17 protein-coding genes are annotated in these 17484 nt (G+C 41.9%); 11 read left to right on the plus strand and 6 right to left on the minus strand.

The window, feature by feature from the left end:
- Positions 1–305, minus strand: a 305-nt coding sequence (locus tag F7734_RS55180) for a hypothetical protein (protein ID WP_207714442.1), incomplete at its 3' end; no start/stop codon positions are given.
- Between the two features lie 262 nt (positions 306–567).
- Here F7734_RS55180 and F7734_RS55185 point away from each other — a divergent pair.
- The 3 genes from F7734_RS55185 to F7734_RS55195 all read left to right on the plus strand — a co-directional run bounded on the left by F7734_RS55185 (position 568) and on the right by F7734_RS55195 (position 2673).
- Positions 568–969 (plus strand): hypothetical protein, encoded by a 402-nt coding sequence (locus F7734_RS55185; RefSeq protein WP_155752669.1) that lies wholly within the window; start codon positions 568–570, stop codon positions 967–969.
- 142 nt (positions 970–1111) lie between these two features.
- Positions 1112–1270 carry a hypothetical protein gene (locus tag F7734_RS64810; RefSeq protein ID WP_243147590.1) on the plus strand — a complete coding sequence of 53 codons (159 nt, stop codon included), beginning with the start codon at positions 1112–1114 and terminating at the stop codon, positions 1268–1270.
- 176 nt (positions 1271–1446) lie between these two features.
- The gene (locus tag F7734_RS55195) at positions 1447–2673 is read left to right on the plus strand and encodes a glycosyltransferase family 4 protein (RefSeq protein ID WP_155752670.1); all 1227 of its coding nucleotides are present in this window, start codon (positions 1447–1449) and stop codon (positions 2671–2673) included.
- Here F7734_RS55195 and F7734_RS55200 read toward each other — a convergent pair.
- Together F7734_RS55200 and F7734_RS55205 are read right to left on the minus strand one after the other, a co-directional pair.
- Entirely contained in the window at positions 2652–6221 is a 3570-nt protein-coding gene (locus F7734_RS55200) for a PAS domain S-box protein (RefSeq protein WP_155752671.1), read from the minus strand. The genes F7734_RS55195 and F7734_RS55200 overlap by 22 nt on opposite strands.
- 261 nt (positions 6222–6482) lie before the next feature.
- A complete protein-coding gene (locus tag F7734_RS55205; protein WP_155752672.1) occupies positions 6483–6998 on the minus strand; it encodes a pentapeptide repeat-containing protein in 516 nt (171 codons plus the stop codon).
- 16 nt (positions 6999–7014) lie between these two features.
- On the opposite strand from F7734_RS55205, the gene F7734_RS55210 reads away from it, so the two are divergent.
- Positions 7015–7521 carry a YraN family protein gene (locus tag F7734_RS55210; RefSeq protein WP_155752673.1) on the plus strand — a complete coding sequence of 169 codons (507 nt, stop codon included), beginning with the start codon at positions 7015–7017 and terminating at the stop codon, positions 7519–7521.
- Between the two features lie 104 nt (positions 7522–7625).
- Here the strand turns inward: F7734_RS55210 and F7734_RS55215 are convergent, their stop codons facing one another.
- Positions 7626–8015, minus strand: coding sequence for a hypothetical protein (locus tag F7734_RS55215; protein WP_155752674.1), 390 nt, complete (start codon positions 8013–8015; stop codon positions 7626–7628).
- Between the two features lie 166 nt (positions 8016–8181).
- On the opposite strand from F7734_RS55215, the gene queA reads away from it, so the two are divergent.
- Both queA and F7734_RS55225 read left to right on the plus strand, forming a co-directional pair.
- Positions 8182–9393, plus strand: a complete 1212-nt coding sequence (queA, locus tag F7734_RS55220) for a tRNA preQ1(34) S-adenosylmethionine ribosyltransferase-isomerase QueA (protein ID WP_155752675.1) — start codon at positions 8182–8184, stop codon at positions 9391–9393.
- A gap of 331 nt (positions 9394–9724) precedes the next feature.
- A complete protein-coding gene (locus F7734_RS55225; RefSeq protein WP_155752676.1) occupies positions 9725–10876 on the plus strand; it encodes a tetratricopeptide repeat protein in 1152 nt (383 codons plus the stop codon).
- 307 nt (positions 10877–11183) lie between these two features.
- Here F7734_RS55225 and F7734_RS55235 read toward each other — a convergent pair whose 3' ends face one another.
- Together F7734_RS55235 and F7734_RS55240 are read right to left on the minus strand one after the other, a co-directional pair.
- Positions 11184–11879, minus strand: coding sequence for a TrkA family potassium uptake protein (locus tag F7734_RS55235; protein ID WP_166482759.1), 696 nt, complete (start codon positions 11877–11879; stop codon positions 11184–11186).
- 185 nt (positions 11880–12064) lie between these two features.
- A complete protein-coding gene (locus F7734_RS55240) occupies positions 12065–13399 on the minus strand; it encodes a TrkH family potassium uptake protein (protein ID WP_155752679.1) in 1335 nt (444 codons plus the stop codon).
- Between the two features lie 145 nt (positions 13400–13544).
- Here F7734_RS55240 and F7734_RS55245 point away from each other — a divergent pair, with 145 nt between their 5' ends.
- From F7734_RS55245 to cobA, 5 genes are all read left to right on the plus strand, one after another.
- Complete coding sequence (locus F7734_RS55245) at positions 13545–14387, plus strand: methyltransferase domain-containing protein (protein ID WP_155752680.1); 843 nt, start codon at positions 13545–13547, stop codon at positions 14385–14387.
- Positions 14388–14432: 45 nt separating this feature from the next.
- A complete protein-coding gene (locus F7734_RS55250; RefSeq protein WP_155752681.1) occupies positions 14433–15359 on the plus strand; it encodes a homogentisate phytyltransferase in 927 nt (308 codons plus the stop codon).
- Positions 15360–15511: 152 nt separating this feature from the next.
- Complete coding sequence (locus F7734_RS55255; protein ID WP_155752682.1) at positions 15512–16108, plus strand: hypothetical protein; 597 nt, start codon at positions 15512–15514, stop codon at positions 16106–16108.
- A gap of 4 nt (positions 16109–16112) precedes the next feature.
- The gene (locus F7734_RS55260) at positions 16113–16568 is read left to right on the plus strand and encodes a tetratricopeptide repeat protein (protein WP_155752683.1); all 456 of its coding nucleotides are present in this window, start codon (positions 16113–16115) and stop codon (positions 16566–16568) included.
- A 108-nt stretch (positions 16569–16676) separates the two neighbouring features.
- On the plus strand, positions 16677–17484 hold an 808-nt coding region (cobA, locus tag F7734_RS55265; protein ID WP_155752684.1), incomplete at its 3' end, for a uroporphyrinogen-III C-methyltransferase.

Here is a 17484-nt window from a genome sequence, read left to right on the forward strand (position 1 = left end):
GGATAGTTATTATACATTTTTTTAGACTCATTCGTATACTTACAGTTAAATAAATGTATTCTTGGTTTTCCTCCATTACTCTCTATGTAAACAGCATCAATACCTTGGTCATGACCAGAAGATTTACCAGTCATTCGCAAATAATGATTATCTGTTATTGAATCCTCTATTTCATCATCTTGAAGGTCTAATATAAGTTCTAGAATTAAATGATAAAACGCGTTAGAATAATCTTGGGATCCAAAATCTTCTGCATATTTACGGACAGTGGTTTTTATTAATGAAAAATCTTGTAACGTAGCCATTTTAGTAATTTTAAAATAATTAATCTAGATAAGTATATCAGAATTTTTACATTTCAGGTAGAAATTAATGAATCATATACGTAAATCAATAATTAGTTTACTTAATCTTTAAAGATTCTGAACCTAAATACTTAGAATAACATTTGCTACAGTAGCTTAAAATAACTATGACTCTTTGTCTTATACTATTATTATATGTCTACCTTCACTCGTCGTCATTCCAAGAACCCTTTAAAATATAGTTGAAGAGTATTTGAGTACTATGACAGAAACTGTTACTATACAAATTCCGGAACCACTGTATCAACGACTCGTAAATACTGCTAGCGCTACCAAGCGGCCCTTAGAGGATATTATACTTCATGCCGTAAGAGTGGGTAGTCCACCAGATTGGGATAACGTACCTAATGAGTTTCAGGTTGACTTAGCGGCGCTGGACAGAATGGAAGATGAGGCATTGTGGAAAATAGCTCACAGCCAAAAAAGTTTAGCAGAAATGGAACGGTACAATGTTTTGTTGGAGCACAATCAAGATAGTATACTTTCTGATGCTGAACGAGCAGAATTAGCAGCACTGCGAATGGAAGCTGACTGCTTTATGCTTCGCAAAGCTCAAGCAGCTGCTATTCTTCGCTGGCGCGGACATTATGTACCTTTACCGTGAGTTCTTGTGTCTAAGTATATTTCTGAAAGCTTAAAGACTCAAATTAATAAAATAGATCGCAGGCGTTGTTGCTATTGTTTAACTAGTGAAGCCAATAGCGGCATTCCGATGACGTTCGATCACATTTTGCCCCGCTCCAAGGGTGGAACTACAACTTGTCTGGAGTCAAGATAGTACTAGAGTTGAAGGACTAACTTCTACAGGTCGTGCAACCATTGCTGCCTTAAGAATCAATAATCAAATCATTGTTGCTGCCCGTTGGCGTTGGACAATAAATGGTTGGCATCCTCCTAATGATTGAATTTTTTATAAAAATAGAAATCTAGTCGTCTATGAACTAACACCTACTCTGCAATGGACGCGATTGCAGGCAAAGGCTTCGTTTGTATACCCCACCCGTTCTAAAATGAAAAAATATTTGTCATCAACACAATTTTTTCATCTTTGAAAAGCCAGTCCTCATCAAAGAAGCAAGAAATGCGAATTCTATTTATTTCCATTCACTTTCCCGAAGATTTGAGCAAGAGTACTCTGGGTATTTACAAACGGATGTCAATGTTTATTGATGCAATCAAGGCTCTCGGTCAACTGGATATGCTGTTTTTTGTACCACCGGAAACTGACGTTTCTCCACAAGCTCTCGCCCAAACAGAACGCTTGCTTTCCCAGCATTGGCAAACACCTCTTAATCTATTTTTCTGCCCAAAGGAGGAAGACAATCCACTTCCTAAATGGAAGCAGTGGGAAGGCATTTTTAACTTTTTCCAACAGTCAGATTTCTTCATTACGCCACAACAAATGCAAGTACTTGAGAAATGTTTGAGCCGAAAGCCAGATGCCATCTTTGTGCATCGGCTTTCATCTATGAGTGCAATTATGCAGGTAAAGCAAGATTTACCACTTATTTTTCTCGACTTAGATGATATTGAACATATCAGTTTTATGCGGCAAATCCGACAGCCGCCAACTCGATTGATAACACAACTCTATTATTTACAAGTACCTGCTCGGTTACGTGGAGAGTTACAAGCAATTCAGTTAGCACGTCGTACTTTTGTTTGCTCGGAACGCGATCGCAATTACCTCACAGAACTCTGGCGCGCACCCGGTGTTGTCAGCATTCCAAACGCGATCGCAATTCCCCAACCACAAACAATTACTTCAGAACCTACCCTATTGATGTTAGGAGGTTACAACTACTATCCCAATATCAACGCAGCCAACTTCTTAATTGAGAAAGTATGGGTTCAAATTCATAAAGCTATGCCCAACGCCCGATTGATAATTGCGGGACCGTATCCAGAAAATATTCACAGCTATGACAAAGGTGTACCTGGAGTTGAATTTGCTGGATTTGTCGAGAATTTGTCAGAACTTTATCAGCAAGCGCGAGTTGTTTGTTGTCCTATATTATCAGGAGGGGGAACACGCGTCAAAATGGTTGAAGCGGCTGCTTATGGCAAACCAATAGTTGCCACTCGTGTGGGTTCAGAAGGATTGGAATTTAAAGACGAACAAGCATTTTTGATGCGAGACAATCCCAAAGCTTTTGCTGAGGCTTGTTTGGAACTTTTACGGAATTACGATTTGTGCGATCGCTTGGGTAGTGCTGCTCGTGCAACAGCTATTAAAAAGTACGATCGCGCCAACATAGTTCGTTTAATTCAGCAGCAAATCGAGTTTCAACTTCCCTCTTTGCGTTGACGTATTACCATACAATCAACTAATTGAATAATTGCCTCCACTAACTTCTCTGGTTCAACAGGCTTAGACAGATGCATATTAAATCCAGCAGCTAAGGCTTGTTGCTGGTTAATTTCTCCTGCATAAGCTGTGAGCGCAATCGCTTGAATTGTTCCTCCTTGTTGGGGAGAGAACTTTCTAATGTGTTGAATCAGGGAATAGCCATCCATTTCTGGCATACCAATGTCACATAGTAGCAGATCGGGGACAGACCGATTCAAAAGATTTAATGCTTCTACAGCCGAACCTGCTGTCATCACTTGTGCGCCGGATTGCGTCAGGATAAATTTTGCCAACTCCCGCATATCCTCATCATCATCCACCACCAGGATCTCAATACCTGTCAGGTGTGTCACCCTTTCTGAAGGGCTGTCATCGGAAAATGACTCCTGCTCAACAACATTTAAAGGTAGTTGAACAGTGAATGTTGCCCCTAAATTCTCTCCCGCACTACTTGCTTGAACAGTTCCTCCATGCAGTTCGGTTATCTGACGAACAATCGCCAAGCCCAATCCCAACCCACCGAATTGTCGTGTTGTTGTACTATTTTCTTGGCGGAAGTATTCAAACACGTGGGGCAAAAACTCTCGGCTGATGCCAATTCCCGTGTCTTTGACTTGAATTTGAGCATACATATCTACCTGCTCCAATTTTACCTCAACCCGTCCTCCTGGTGGAGTGAATTTTACCGCATTAGATAGAAGGTTCCAGAAAACCTGTTGCAGTCGATTCTTATCGCCTGAAACACTTCTTGAAATAATGTTGAGTGTCGTCTGGATGTGAATGTTCTTAGCTTCTGCAGCCAATCGTACCGTTTCTTTTGCGGCTTCAATTGTTGCCGCTAAATTCACGGGAGCAACATTTAACACCATTTTTCCTTGTAAAATGCGCGAGACATCCAATAAATCTTCAATCAATTGCGCTTGCAACTTGGCATTACGTTCAATGGTTTCCAGGGCTTGCGCGGTTCTTGTGGCATCTAGCCGATGGCTTCGCAGCATTTTTGTCCAACCCAAGATAGGATTGAGAGGCGATCGCAGTTCGTGGGATAAGACTGCAAGAAACTCGTCTTTTACCCGGTTCGCCGACTCTGCTTTGGCGCGAGCAACTTGAGCGACTCGGTAGAGATGGGCATTGTCGATTGCGAAGGAAGCACGGCGAGCCAGTTCCTCTGCTAGTTCCAAATCCGTTGAATTATACCTTCGCCCCAATTCGGCACTTACAAAGGACAGGACGCCTAAAATGCGCTCCTGGGTTCGCAAAGGTACTGTCATTACCGAGCGGAAGCCAACCTGACGCAGAATTTCTAAATGTTCTGGATCTCGGGCTGCTTGTACGAGCAACTCATCTGGAATATCTGGTAATAGATCGGATTGTCCGGTTCGCAATGTCAGTGCAGTACCTCGAGGCTCGTTGGGATTGAGGGGATATTTTTGTCTGATTTCTTGCGCCCATTGGAGTTTGGCAGGATCTTTATGAGCGACAGCAATCTGTTCTATGAAGCCATTTTCTTGAACCATATGCACCGTACACCAATCTGCTAACTCAGGCACGGCAAGCTGTGCGACTCGCTCTAAGGTGGTTTGATAATCGAGGGAAGAAGCAAGGACTGCACTCGCTTCTGAAAGAAAGCTTTGACCTTGTTCTAACCGAACTTGCTCTGTTACCTCTACGACATAAACTAAAACGTCTTTTACCTTGTGGTTGGAGTTCGTTGTTGGCAGATAGTAAACATTGTAATAACCGGGGGTGCGATCGCTACGTCCGGGAACATTCACAGCAAAGCTTGGTGAGATAAAGGGGTTACCTGTGGTATAAATCTCATGAAAGACTTCGACTAATTTTGGATCGGATTGACCAAAAAGTTCTGGAATCGAATGCCCTAAATGTTGTTCGCGTGTGAGTCCGTTGATTTGGGCTAATGCTTCATTAATGGCAATAAACCGTTGCCGTTCATCTAACAGGGCAATTCCCACTGGAGAGGTTTCAAAGATGGTTGCCAGTTGACGCTGGGCATCTTCCACTTGAGTCCGAGCAATTCGTTCGCGTTCTAACAATTGTTCGCGCTCTTGTTCGGCTTGCTTGCGCTCTGTGATATCAATAACGGCTCCGATGGAATGTTTGGGATTTCCCTGAGAATCATAAGTACACTGTCCTCTGGCTTCTACCCAACGAACGGAGCCATCCGCCCACCGCAGGCGATATTCATGGTGATACTCCTTATTGCCAAGCATGGCTTGCTGAAGTTTCGCCTCAGTTTGTGCTAAATCATCTGGATGAACCCGGCTTGCCCAAACTTCATAGCTGGGTTTGCACTCATTCGGTTGCAAACCCAGAACTGTGAAATGTCCAGACGACCATAGCAATGTACCAGTTTGCACATCCCAGTCCCAAGATCCCATGCGTCCAACTTTCAGTGCCAGTTGCAGGTGCGCCTCACGTTCTCGCAGTGCCTCTTCTGCGTGCGATCGCTCCACTGCTAACCAAGTTTGCTCGGCAATTTGCTCCATGAGTGTTATATCCTCGTTCGTCCAGTGACGGGCTGAAACATGATGTAACACAAATAGCGCCACAAACCGTCCTTCTTTTACGAGCGGTACACATAAAACAGCTTTTGTTTGAATTGCTGCAAAAGCTGCCGCACCAGAACCACGCGTGCGCGGATCGACATCAACATCATCAATGACCAATGTCTTGCCCTGCTTGAGTTCAGCAATGATTTCAATACCAAAGGAATCTAAGTAGTGATTGCCGACTACACTGATGACACCATTACAGTAGTCACGCTTGACAATAACGTATTCTTGTGGTGCATCTATTTCACCGTAGGTACAGCGAGTCACATTGAAGTGTTGACCTGTGGCACGCTCGACTTGCCACATAATTTCTTTTGGGTCTTGAATGGCACGAATCGTATCATTCAACTCAATCAAAAATTGCTGTTGTCTCTCTCTTTGTTTGCGATCGCTAATATCTCGAAAGTACACTGCTAACCCATCAATTAAGGGATAGGCTTGGGCTTCATACCAGTAACCCAAACCATCAGGTTGGGGAGCTTCTACAACGACAGAAACCTGCTCTCTGACTGCTTTATGATACTGTTCGTAAAACGGCGAGCCAACAGCTTCTGGAAATATCTCCCAAATGCAATGCCCTATTAAGGATTCACAACCGTGTTGTGATATCTTTTGAAACTGCCGATTGACGTAGATGAAACGCCATTCGCCATTGACGACGAAAAACGCATCAGTAATGCTTTCGAGAACCATTGGCATCAAATCCAACATGGAGTTTATCCATTTGTGCCGATCTCCTAATGCCTCCGATTGCTGTCCCTCATGGACAAAACTGCGAGCAACACGTTCTATGACTTCCGAACGAGAAATGCCCCGCCGCCGAGCTTCCTCATCAAGCGAGCGCCAAGCTGTACTGGTAAGAGAAACGCTAACTCGCTGCTTCGTTTCTGAATCCCAATTGCTAACAAACTTACCACTCGCATCCCGCTTCATGAAGATTTTTCCGTATGCATACACGGTCTTTTCTATTCAATCTGACTTACACTCCTATGAGGATCTGCCTTAAGGATGAGGTTTTGGGTTTAGGGCTTGTTGCGTTAACAAGCGTACTGTTCCCCCTAACCCCTTATCCCTATTTTCCACACATAGTCAATTTTTCCCATAGTTGAGTTTCTTTTGCTACTTTAGTAAAAGAAAACATAATTTTCTCTATGGGTGATATCTTTTACTAAAATGAAAAACCTTGGCTTAACATTACCGACAGAATAAAGTGTCGCGAGTGTTACGTCCTGTGGTTGGATTAGTGCCTTTAGCTACCTTACACAATTTGTCTTGCTCATCTTTACGTAGCAGCACATCAGTAAAATCTGCTCCGTCGATAATAGCACCATCAAATTTAGCATTGGCAGCAAATGCACCTTCTAACACTGCATTGGTCAAATTCGCTTTGCTTAAACGGGCTGAGTCTAAAGTCGCATTTGTGAGATCTGCACTCTCTAAATTTGCCGATTCGAGATTGGCAGCAAAAAAACTAACACCGTTTAAGTTGGTATTACTTAAATTGCTGTAACGGAGATTGGCATGAGAAAAGCTGGAATCCGTGAGGTCACGTCCTGAAAAATCTTGATTTATCAAGTTTTCTTTGTTGTAGTCAAGCGCCAGTGCTTGTGGCGCAAATCCCGCACAAGTGACAGGGGCTGTCATAAATATTACTGTCCAAAGCAGTAAACAGACTATCCTTGCCCAAATCTGATTGCTTAACCTAGTCATCGTCAATTTTTTACTAATGGCAAACCATTCTCCATCTCATTATCCCCGTATAGGTATCGCAGGTGAAGACCTAGTTGTCAATTGGTTAGAATCCCAAGGTTGGGTTATTTTGCATCGCCGATGGCGTTACCGTAGGGGAGAGGTTGATATTATTGCCCAATTTGGAGAAAAAGGACAAGATACGGGGAATAAGAAAAAAATTCCTCCCTCATCCCCTCTTTTAGCATTTGTCGAAGTGAAAACACGCAGTCAACTGAATTGGGATGAGGGAGGAAGAAGTGCTATAACGCAACAAAAACAAGTAAAACTTTGGCGTACTGCTCTTATGTTTCTGGCTCAATATCCTGAAAAAGCAAACTACTCTTGCCGATTTGATGTTGCTATTGTTGGTTATCAAGAAACATCACAAGAGTCATACGTCGTTAAAACTACCCGAGAAGAGCAAAACAGTTCTTTAGGGAATCAGTATACATTAATACTATATGAATACATTCCAGCAGCTTTTGATTGTCCAAGCAGTTGATAGCAGGTAAAGGATAAAAAACAAAAACTTTAAAACCATCAATTACCTGCTATCAGTGACTAACAACCAAACAAACAATTTGGCAGAATTACAAATTAAAACTATCATGCCAGTGTTTCTGGACAATAGCCCAAACCTCTGACAAATTGCTGTCTAAATGCCTCAATTTCCTCTTTTTCTGGATTTCCGTGAGAAACGATCGCTACTTGATAGCGACGCATGACATCAACAGGGCATTGTCCTGCTTCCAAACTCCAAAGTGCCATTTGCACTCGCATTGGTGGCTCGTAACTAATGCCTAGTTCATTTAAGAAAGCCCGAAAATCACCATCAACTTCAGCTGAAATGCGACCCTTTAGTTTGATCCTAACCACCCAACCATCAATTTGATGAATTACGGTGACGAATGAAACGGGTATCTGGGGTCTGCCGTGCAAGAATTGAACAACCCTCAGAGTTAAACTGGCATTGGCCAGGTAATACAAGTATTCCATCTTGGTGCTTGGGATCAAAGCTAACCCTACATTTCTATTATTTGTAGATGATCCCAATCCTTGCTAGGGTAGAAGCCCCCGTTTTTCCATGGGGAGGTTTACCCAATTTTTATCAGTGACCAGTAAACAGTGACCAGTAAAAATTTTAGAGGGATGTGAGTTATAAATGCAGGAATCATCGACTAGAAACAATTACGACTTTGATTTGAACGCTAACAGGAAAGACACGGAATTAGACACTTGTTTGGCGGGGTACGACTACGAATTACCTCAAGAACTTATTGCCCAAAATCCTGTAGTCCCAAGAGATAGTTCTAGGTTGTTAGTGGTCAATCCAAATACAGTAGGGGAAGCAGCTCCCCAACATCATATTTTCCGCGATTTGCCTGAGTTACTGCAATCCGGGGATTTACTCATAATGAATGATACGCGAGTCATTCCTGCGCGGTTATACGGTTATAAACAAACGGGTGCAGAAATAGAGGTTTTGCTGCTAGAAGAGCGACAGCATAATTGCTGGTTAGCTCTAGTTAAACCGGGAAAGCGTTTTAAACCTGGAGCAAAGATTGTTTTTGAACCGGGATTGGGAATTGGGCATCGGGCATTGGGCATTGGGGATGACAAAGATTTCTCCCCAGTCGCCCGTCCCCAGTCGCCCGTCCCCAGTCGCCAACTCACAGCTACAGTTCTGGAAACAGACGAAGCAACTGGGGGGCGTTTGTTACAATTTGATTTGCCAGAGGGAGTATCCCTAGTGCAATTGTTAGACGTATTTGGTGAAGTTCCTTTACCACCCTACATTACAACTTCTGATGCCAAGAGCGAACAGTATCAAACAGTATACGCAGAGCATCCGGGAGCAGTTGCAGCTCCTACAGCTGGTTTACATTTTACTCCAGAATTACTAGAGCGCTTGCAACAACGCGGTATCAATCGAGCTTTTGTGACGTTACATGTGGGAGTGGGGACATTCCGTCCTGTAGAAGTGGAAGATATCAAAACCCACAAAATGCATGAAGAATGGATTGAAGTCCCTTCCGCAACAGTAGAAAAAATCCGCATGACTCAAGCATCAGGTGGTCGAATTATTGCTGTAGGTACAACAGTAGTACGCGCACTGGAAGGAGCAGCATCTCAAGGAGAACTCAAACCATTTTGTGGTAAGACGGACATTTTTATCTATCCCGGCTATCAATGGCGTGTTGTTGATGGCTTGATTACTAACTTTCACTTACCGCGTTCTAGTTTGTTAATGTTAGTGAGTGCTTTAATTGGTCGGCAAAAATTGTTAAGTGTTTATCACGAGGCGATCGCTTCTCGCTACCGCTTTTATTCTTTTGGCGATGCTATGTTAATTTTGCCACATTTTAGGGGTTAGGGGTTAGGGATTAGGGGCTAGCTGCTGGTACAACAACTAACGACTAACAACTAACAAGCTGTTGGTGCAATACTACTCGGTTAAGATATAAATTCCAAAACATGTAGGTTGGGTTGAGGAACGAAACCCAACATCTAAAAGCATTTGTTGGGTTTCGCACACGGGTTTTCCCAACAAAGCTAAAATTCGAGAGCCCTTGCAGTATTGGCTGTTGGTGGGCAATGCCCACCCTACTAACAACTAACTACTAACTACTAACAAGTTAATTTTAAATTTTGTTCTGGGTAACCTGACTTATAAGCCTATAGCAATAGATGCAGGTCTGCCAGTCATGTCTCAAAAATATCAAGTGTGTCAGTGGTTTCTCGGTTTCTTTAAAGTAGTTCTTCATCAAAATCGCCGGAAGCAAACTTTTGGGCTTCTCTTTGCTCTTTCTGCTTTTTTGGTAGTCACACCATCATTAATGGTGACTTCTCAAACCAAGCTACTTGCTCAAACTTTTGTCCCTTCTCAAAATCTTGAAGCAGCAAGCTTGTTCCAGCAAGGAGTTATGCGCTACAACTACAAAGACTTTCAGGCGGCGGAGAACGCTTTCCGCCAAGCCTTACAGCGCGATCCAAATATAGCTGCAGCTTACAATTACTTGGGTAGTATCCTGTTGCAGCAAAATCGTTTGGATGCAGCCGTGCAGGAGTTTAGTGAAGCAATTAGAATTAACCCCAATCTTGGCGAAGCTTACTACAACATCGGATTAGCACTGCACAAACAAGGACAGAAAGAGGCGGCAATTACTGCTTATCGTCAAGCTATAGTTATTAACCCAACAATGGCAGCTGCTTACTACAATCAAGGGTTGGCAGTTTATGAACTCGGACAGGTTGATGAAGCCATCGCTCTATACCAACAAGCCCTTAATCTAGATAGCAGCAATATTAACACTTACTCTAACTTAGCGAAAGCTTTAGAACAAAAAGGACAAACTGCAGATGCGATCGCAGCTTATCGCAAAGTTGTCGAAATAAACCCTGAAAATGCTGAGGCTTACAATAACATGGCGGGGTTAATGGTGAACCAAGGTCAAGCATTAGAAGCAATTGCTGTTTATCAGCAAGCCATTCGCCGAATTCCCAATGATGCTGAAGCATACTATAACCTTGGAGTCACTTGGTACAATCAAGGCGACTATAAGAAAGCCAATGGAGCTTTGAAATACGCTCGCGATCGCTACCGCAAACAGGGTAATATCCAGCAAGCAAGTAAAGTAGAGCAATTGATGCAGCAAATTGTCCAACTAGCAGCATACAAAAAAAATCAAGTTGGTCAAACTCAACAGACTTCGCCTACTCAAACTCCCGCGAGCAGTATAGTAATACCCGAACAACAGACACCAGCTCCATCAGAAACCCCCACTGAAACTCAAAGCAATAGCGATAGCATACCCATTCCCATTGAACAACAACCGACATTCAATTTAGGTCAATAATATTTTGGATTTTGGATTTTGGATTTTGGATTTTGGATTTTGGATTTTGGATTGGGGAGTATGGGCAGTCGAAACTTCATACCACTCGTTCCCAGGCTCAGCCTGGGAATGCCTTAAGGGAGGCTCCGCCTCCTGTGCTCTGCTACCTGCGTGCTCTCTACCCGCTCTGCAGAGCCTCGCAATCTGCATTCCCAGGTAGAACCTGGGAACGAGAGGTTCCTCGTCCCCCTTGTCTCCCTTGTCTTCCTTGTCTTCCTTGTCTTCCTTGTCTCCCCAGTCCCCCTTGTCTTCCTTGTCTCCCTTCCCTCTAAATTGGCAATTTATTGATATCCTTGTTGCAGCCAATAACAACCATTGCCGAGCCGCGTTCAAAGCGCTGGTAAGGATCGGGGTTGATTTGAAATTTTCCATCCTGACTCACAGCCAATAAATTTAAACCATAGCGGTTGCGAAGTTGCAGTTCAGCGATGGTTTTGCCGTGAAATTCATCGGGTACAATCACTTCTACAATACTGTTATCTGGATCGAGGTCAAATCGATCCAAGATAGAAGGCTTAGTCAGCGTTCTTGCTAAAGCACAACCTGCTTCATACTCAGGAAACACAACGTGATCTGCTCCTACTCTATTTAAGAGTTTGCAGTGAACTTCACTAGAGGCTTTTGCTACAACATGAGGTACACCGCCCTCTTTGACATTTAATGTTGTGACTATACTTTCCTGAACGTAATTTCCAATTGCCACAATAACCGTATCAAATTCAAAAATTCCTGCTTCTTTGAGTGCCGCTGGCTCTGTTGAATCTAGTTGCAAAGCATGAGCAGTAATTTGCTCCGTTAATGCTTGGGCTACACGCTTTTCATCTATATCTGTAGCTAATACTTCATAGCCAAATTTATGTAAGGTTGAACAGACGGATCGCCCAAAACGTCCCAACCCTATGACAGCAAACTGACTATTGTCTTTACGCAGACTACGAAAAAATCCTAATGATGACAAATTCACCGTTTTAATCCTTATCAAAAATCACTTTTTCCATCAATAAAACTCGGTGTCTCTCAATTATTTCATAGAGAAAAATTGACTTTATCGGTTTCTTGAAGTTTGTATCTTTTTTCAAATTACATATATCTTATCACTTCATTTGATGAGTTATTTGTACGTTTTTTACGGCGTTTTTTTACAGCTAACTACCCCACTAGCAAGTTTTCTTCAGGATAGTGAACATTCGTCGGACGGGGATCTCCAAGTATTGCTGACATAAACAGCAAAACACCGACTCTTCCTATATACATAACTACTACCAGTATCAACTTTGCAGATGCAGACAAGCTTCCTGTAATTCCAGTAGAAAGACCCACAGTAGCAAAAGCTGATACCACTTCAAATAAAAGTTGAATGAATGATATTTTTGGGTCTGTGATAGCAATAAGTATTGTAGCTATAATAACAGTAGCTACTGAGCCTATCAAAACTCCAACAGCCTTTAAAATCAAAGGCACTGCTATCTTGCGTTCGTAAAGTAATACTTCTTCTTTGCCTTGAAGTATTGCCTTAGTACAACTGGTAAGCACTCGTAACGTTGTTGTTTTGATTCCACCTCCGGTTCCACCTGGGCTTGCACCAATAAACATCAATGCAATAGTAATAAATAGCCCAGCTGTTGTCATTTTTCCTATATCAATGGTATTAAATCCAGCCGTTCTAGGAGTTACTGATTGAAACCAAGCAACTAGTAATTTATCCGTAAGGCTGAGATTTCCGAATGTGGCAGGATTTCTAAGTTCAACACAGAAAAATGCAATAGTTCCTAAAATTAGTAAAGCTATTGTTGTACTGACTGCAACCTTAAAATCTAGAGAAAACATGAGTTTAAGCTGTCGTTTTTGCCAAGTATCGCGTAGCCAAAAAAATGCTTCTAAAATGACTTGATAACCAATGCCCCCAAATATAATTAAACCAGTCACGACAAAAACCACTAAAACTGATGACTGATATTTGATTAAGTTATCTGGAAACAAACTAAAACCCGCATTGTTCCAAGAATTAATGCTGTGGAAAATAGATATCCATAGCCCTTTGTTCCAACCATAATCAGGTACAAAAGCTGGTAACAGTAAAAATATTCCGGTGATTTCAAAAATTAAGGTAGTGGCAATAATTGACCGAATAATTTGAACGCTACCCTGCATCCCTGGTCGATCTAAGGCTTGTTGGATGGCAATTTTTTGTCGCAAGTCAAATCTACGACCAATTAGCAAAATGAGAAAGGTTGTGGTTGTCATGTAGCCCAAACCACCAATTTGAACCAAAAGAGCCATAAATAATTGACCCCAAAAGGAGAAGTACGTACCCGTATCAACAACTCCCAAACCTGTAACGCAAACTGCTGAGGTAGAAGTAAACAAAGCCACAATCGGGTCATTCCAAGTACCACTACTGGTAGAAAAAGGCATCATCAGCAGGATAGTTCCTACGGTGATGACTGCTAGAAATCCTAAGCAAATTTTTTGAGAAACAGTCATATATAGGTAAAATTTAAAACATCACAAGTGGTAAAGTTGAATCCCTCATACTTAGATGTAAAAATACATTACTCTAATTTAAATAAAAACACACATGGTAGCCTACGAATGTGTTTAAATTTTTGTCTTATCACTGCTTTTCTTCATGAGTGCAACACTTTACCAGCAAATTCAGCAGTTTTACGATGCCTCCTCTGGGTTGTGGGAACAAATCTGGGGAGAACATATGCACCACGGCTACTATGGTGCAGATGGCAGGGCGAAAAAAGATCGCCGTCAAGCACAAATCGACTTAATTGAAGAACTACTGAAGTGGGCTGGAGTTCAAAAAGCTGAAAACATACTAGATGTGGGGTGTGGAATTGGTGGAAGTTCGCTACATTTAGCAGAAAAATTTCATGCCAAGGCTACAGGAATCACTTTAAGCCCGGTACAAGCAGCAAGAGCAACACAACGCGCCCAGGAGTTGAATTTGATGTCTCAAGCTCATTTCCAGGTTGCAGATGCTCAAGCAATGCCTTTTGATGACAATTCCTTTGATTTGGTTTGGGCGTTGGAAAGCGGCGAGCATATGCCTGATAAAACTCAGTTTATGCAGGAGTGTTATCGGGTGCTAAAACCTGGTGGAATGTTCATTATGGTGACTTGGTGTCATCGACCTATTGACAATTCACCACTCACAGTAGACGAGGAAAAGCATTTGGCGGAAATTTATCGAGTTTACTGCTTGCCTTACGTCATTTCTTTACCAGAGTATGAGAATATTGCCCGTAAACTCGGTTTGCAAAATATTCGTACTGCTGATTGGTCAAAGGCTGTTGCACCATTTTGGGACGTGGTGATTGATTCGGCGTTTTCGCCACAAGCGATTTGGGGCTTGCTACTTTCGGGTTGGACTACAATCCAAGCTGCGCTGTCTTTAGGTTTAATGCGTCGGGGTTACGAACGTGGATTAGTTCGATTTGGTTTGTTGTGTGGAACGAAATAACGAACTGCACTCCGAGGCTAAGGAGAACATAGAGAGGAGGTTTTGATGAATCAGATTTCGCAACGACGGTTTAAGGACAGCTGGCTTTACAGTTTTTGGAAGTTTTCACGTCCTCACACGATTATTGGTACAAGTTTAAGTGTTTTAGGTTTGTATCTCATCGCTATTTCCCCACTCTCCGATTCCCCCATTCCCCCCCTACCTCTATTAGGAACATGGATTGCTTGTCTGTGTGGCAATGTTTATATTGTGGGCTTGAATCAACTTGAAGATGTGGCAATTGATAGAATTAATAAGCCCCATTTGCCTATTGCTGCTGGGGAATTTTCCATGCAAACAGGCAAGTGGATTGTCGGCATAACTGGTATTTTGGCACTGTTTTTTGCAGCTATCCAAGGACCTTTTTTGTTTGGAGTTGTGGCTGTTAGTTTAGCAATTGGCACCGCTTACTCTTTACCACCAATCCGCTTAAAGCAATTTCCTTTTTGGGCAGCGCTTTGCATTTTTTCAGTGCGGGGAGCAATAGTGAATTTAGGGCTGTTTTTGCACTTTAGTTGGGTTTTGCAAAAAAATCTGTTAATTCCTTCTAAGGTTTGGTTTTTGACACTGTTTATTTTGGTGTTTGCTTTTGCGATCGCTATCTTCAAAGACATTCCCGATATCGAAGGAGATCTTCTGTACAACATCAAGACCTTCACTATCAAACTTGGCAAACCAGCAGTTTTTCGTCTTGCACTTTGGGTCTTAACTCTTTGTTACACGGCAATGATTTTGGTAGGCTTGTTTAAACTAGCAGAAGTCAACTCGATTTTCCTAGTTCTAACACAATTATTTGCCTTAATTTGGATGTGGTGGCAAAGTCAAAAAGTTAACTTACAGGAAAAGAACGAAATTGCTCGATTTTATCAGTTTATTTGGAAACTGTTTTTCGTGGAATATTTAATTTTTCCCATTGCTTGCCTTTTACTGTGACCAGTGACTAGTGACCGAATGTAGGGTGGGCAATGCCCACCACCATTCAATTTTAGAAGGCACTTCCTACTCTAGGAACATCTATAATTTTAGAATGAGTTTTGAAAGTATTTCCCAACTACAAACCAAATGTATAATAAGAGTACAAGACTATGCCATACAGTCAATTTGATATTGAATCAATTCGAGAAATATTTAACATTACTTTAATAGAACAAGTCGGTAAATTTGCAGAGGTTCCAGAAATTACTTATAGCGACTACTTATCTGAGACTCTTCGCTTCAATACACCGATCGCTTTAGCAATTAACTCAGAGAAATCGCGTTCTGAGATGATTATTGCACCAATTTTATTAGAATTAAAACGATTATATCCTCAAAAAGTCAGTTTATTTTCTGGTAAAGATTTTACCGTTGACATAGAAAAAGGTTTAAATGGTTTTTGTGATTTTCTTATCAGCCGTTCTCCAGAACAATTAGTGATTACATCACCAGTTATTGCAGTAGTAGAGGCAAAAAATGAAAATATAGAATCAGGTTTAGGACAGTGTATGGCAGAAATGATTGCATCTCAAATCTTTAATCAGCAAAAGGGCAAACAAGTTGCTCAAATACTCGGTGCTGTCACTACCGGAAGTAGTTGGAAGTTTATGCAATTAAGAGGAACAACTATAGAAATTGATTTAAACGAATATTTTTTGAACCAAGTTAGTAAAATTCTAGGGATTCTCAATTTAGGATTGGAATAAGATAATGTCTGAAATTCAATTAAGTTCTATATTTGCTGTAGTTGCCGTTATTTCGAGTCTTGCACTTCTCGGCTATTTTTCATGGAAAACCTTAATGACCTCCAACATTTTCCAGAAAGGAGTAACACTTTACCAGCAAGAAAATTACAAAAGCGCAGAAGCAGCTTTTCGTCAAGTCATTGCTATAAATTCAACCAATGATGTTGTTCACTTGCTTTTGGGTGATACTTTGATGCAGCAAGGTAAAGTAGAAGAAGCAACCCAACAATTTCAAGATGTCATTAACCGCGCACCAAAAAAAGTCGATGCTTATTTGCGGCTAGCCAATGCTTTGATGCGGCTAGAAAGAAAAGAGTCAGCCATTGCTACACTGCAACAAGCCAGAGATTTACTTCAAGCACAGCGTCAAGTGCAAAAATTAGAAGAAGTTAATCGCATTCTGGAAAAACTAAAGAAATAAGAACCGCAGCCTGTAGCAGATGAACGCTGATTGATGCGGATATTTGTCTCTTCTATCTGCGTCTGTCCGCGTTCATCAGCGGTTTAAGATATAAAAATTGTAAGACTCATGAACAAACCAAAAGGCAAAGTCTATCTTGTCGGTGCTGGACCGGGAGATATTGCATATCTCACACTCAAAACCTACAAAGTTTTAGCGATCGCTGAAGTCTTGATTTATGATGCTTTAGTCGATACAGAGTTATTGCAATCTATACCACAAAATTGTTTGCAAGTCAATGTGGGAAAACGAGGCGGTCAACCCAGTACACCTCAAACCGAAATTAACAACTTACTTGTGAAGTATTGCCAATCGGGACGACAAGTTGTACGCCTCAAATCCGGAGACCCCTTTATTTTTGGTCGCTGTACTTCTGAAATTGAGGCGTTAAAAGCTGCAGGTTGTGCTTTTGAAGTTATACCGGGAATTTCCTCAGCCCTCGCCGCCCCTTTGCTTGCTGGAATTCCCCTAACAGATCCAGTGATGAGCCGATGTTTTGCTGTTTTGACAGCTCACGAACCAGATGCTTTGGATTGGGAAGCTTTATCGCGATTAGAGACACTTGTGATTTTGATGGGTAGCCAACACTTAGGTGAGATTATACACCGACTCTTGCGGCAAGGGCGATCGCGTTCAACACCCATTGCAATTATTAAATGGGCAGCAACTCTCCAACAACAAATTTGGGTAGGGACGTTAGAAAATATACTTGAGCAAACCTCTGGTGTTTCGCTGTCACCATCGGTTATTGTTATTGGGCAAGTTGTAGAACTGCGCCAGTACTTGCAACCTGAGAAAATATATGTAGAGGAGTTTTCATTCTCCAACGCCCCACATTCCGAAACTATGCATACAAACCTTCCCCACTCCCCAGTAC

Source organism: Scytonema sp. UIC 10036 (assembly GCF_009725235.1).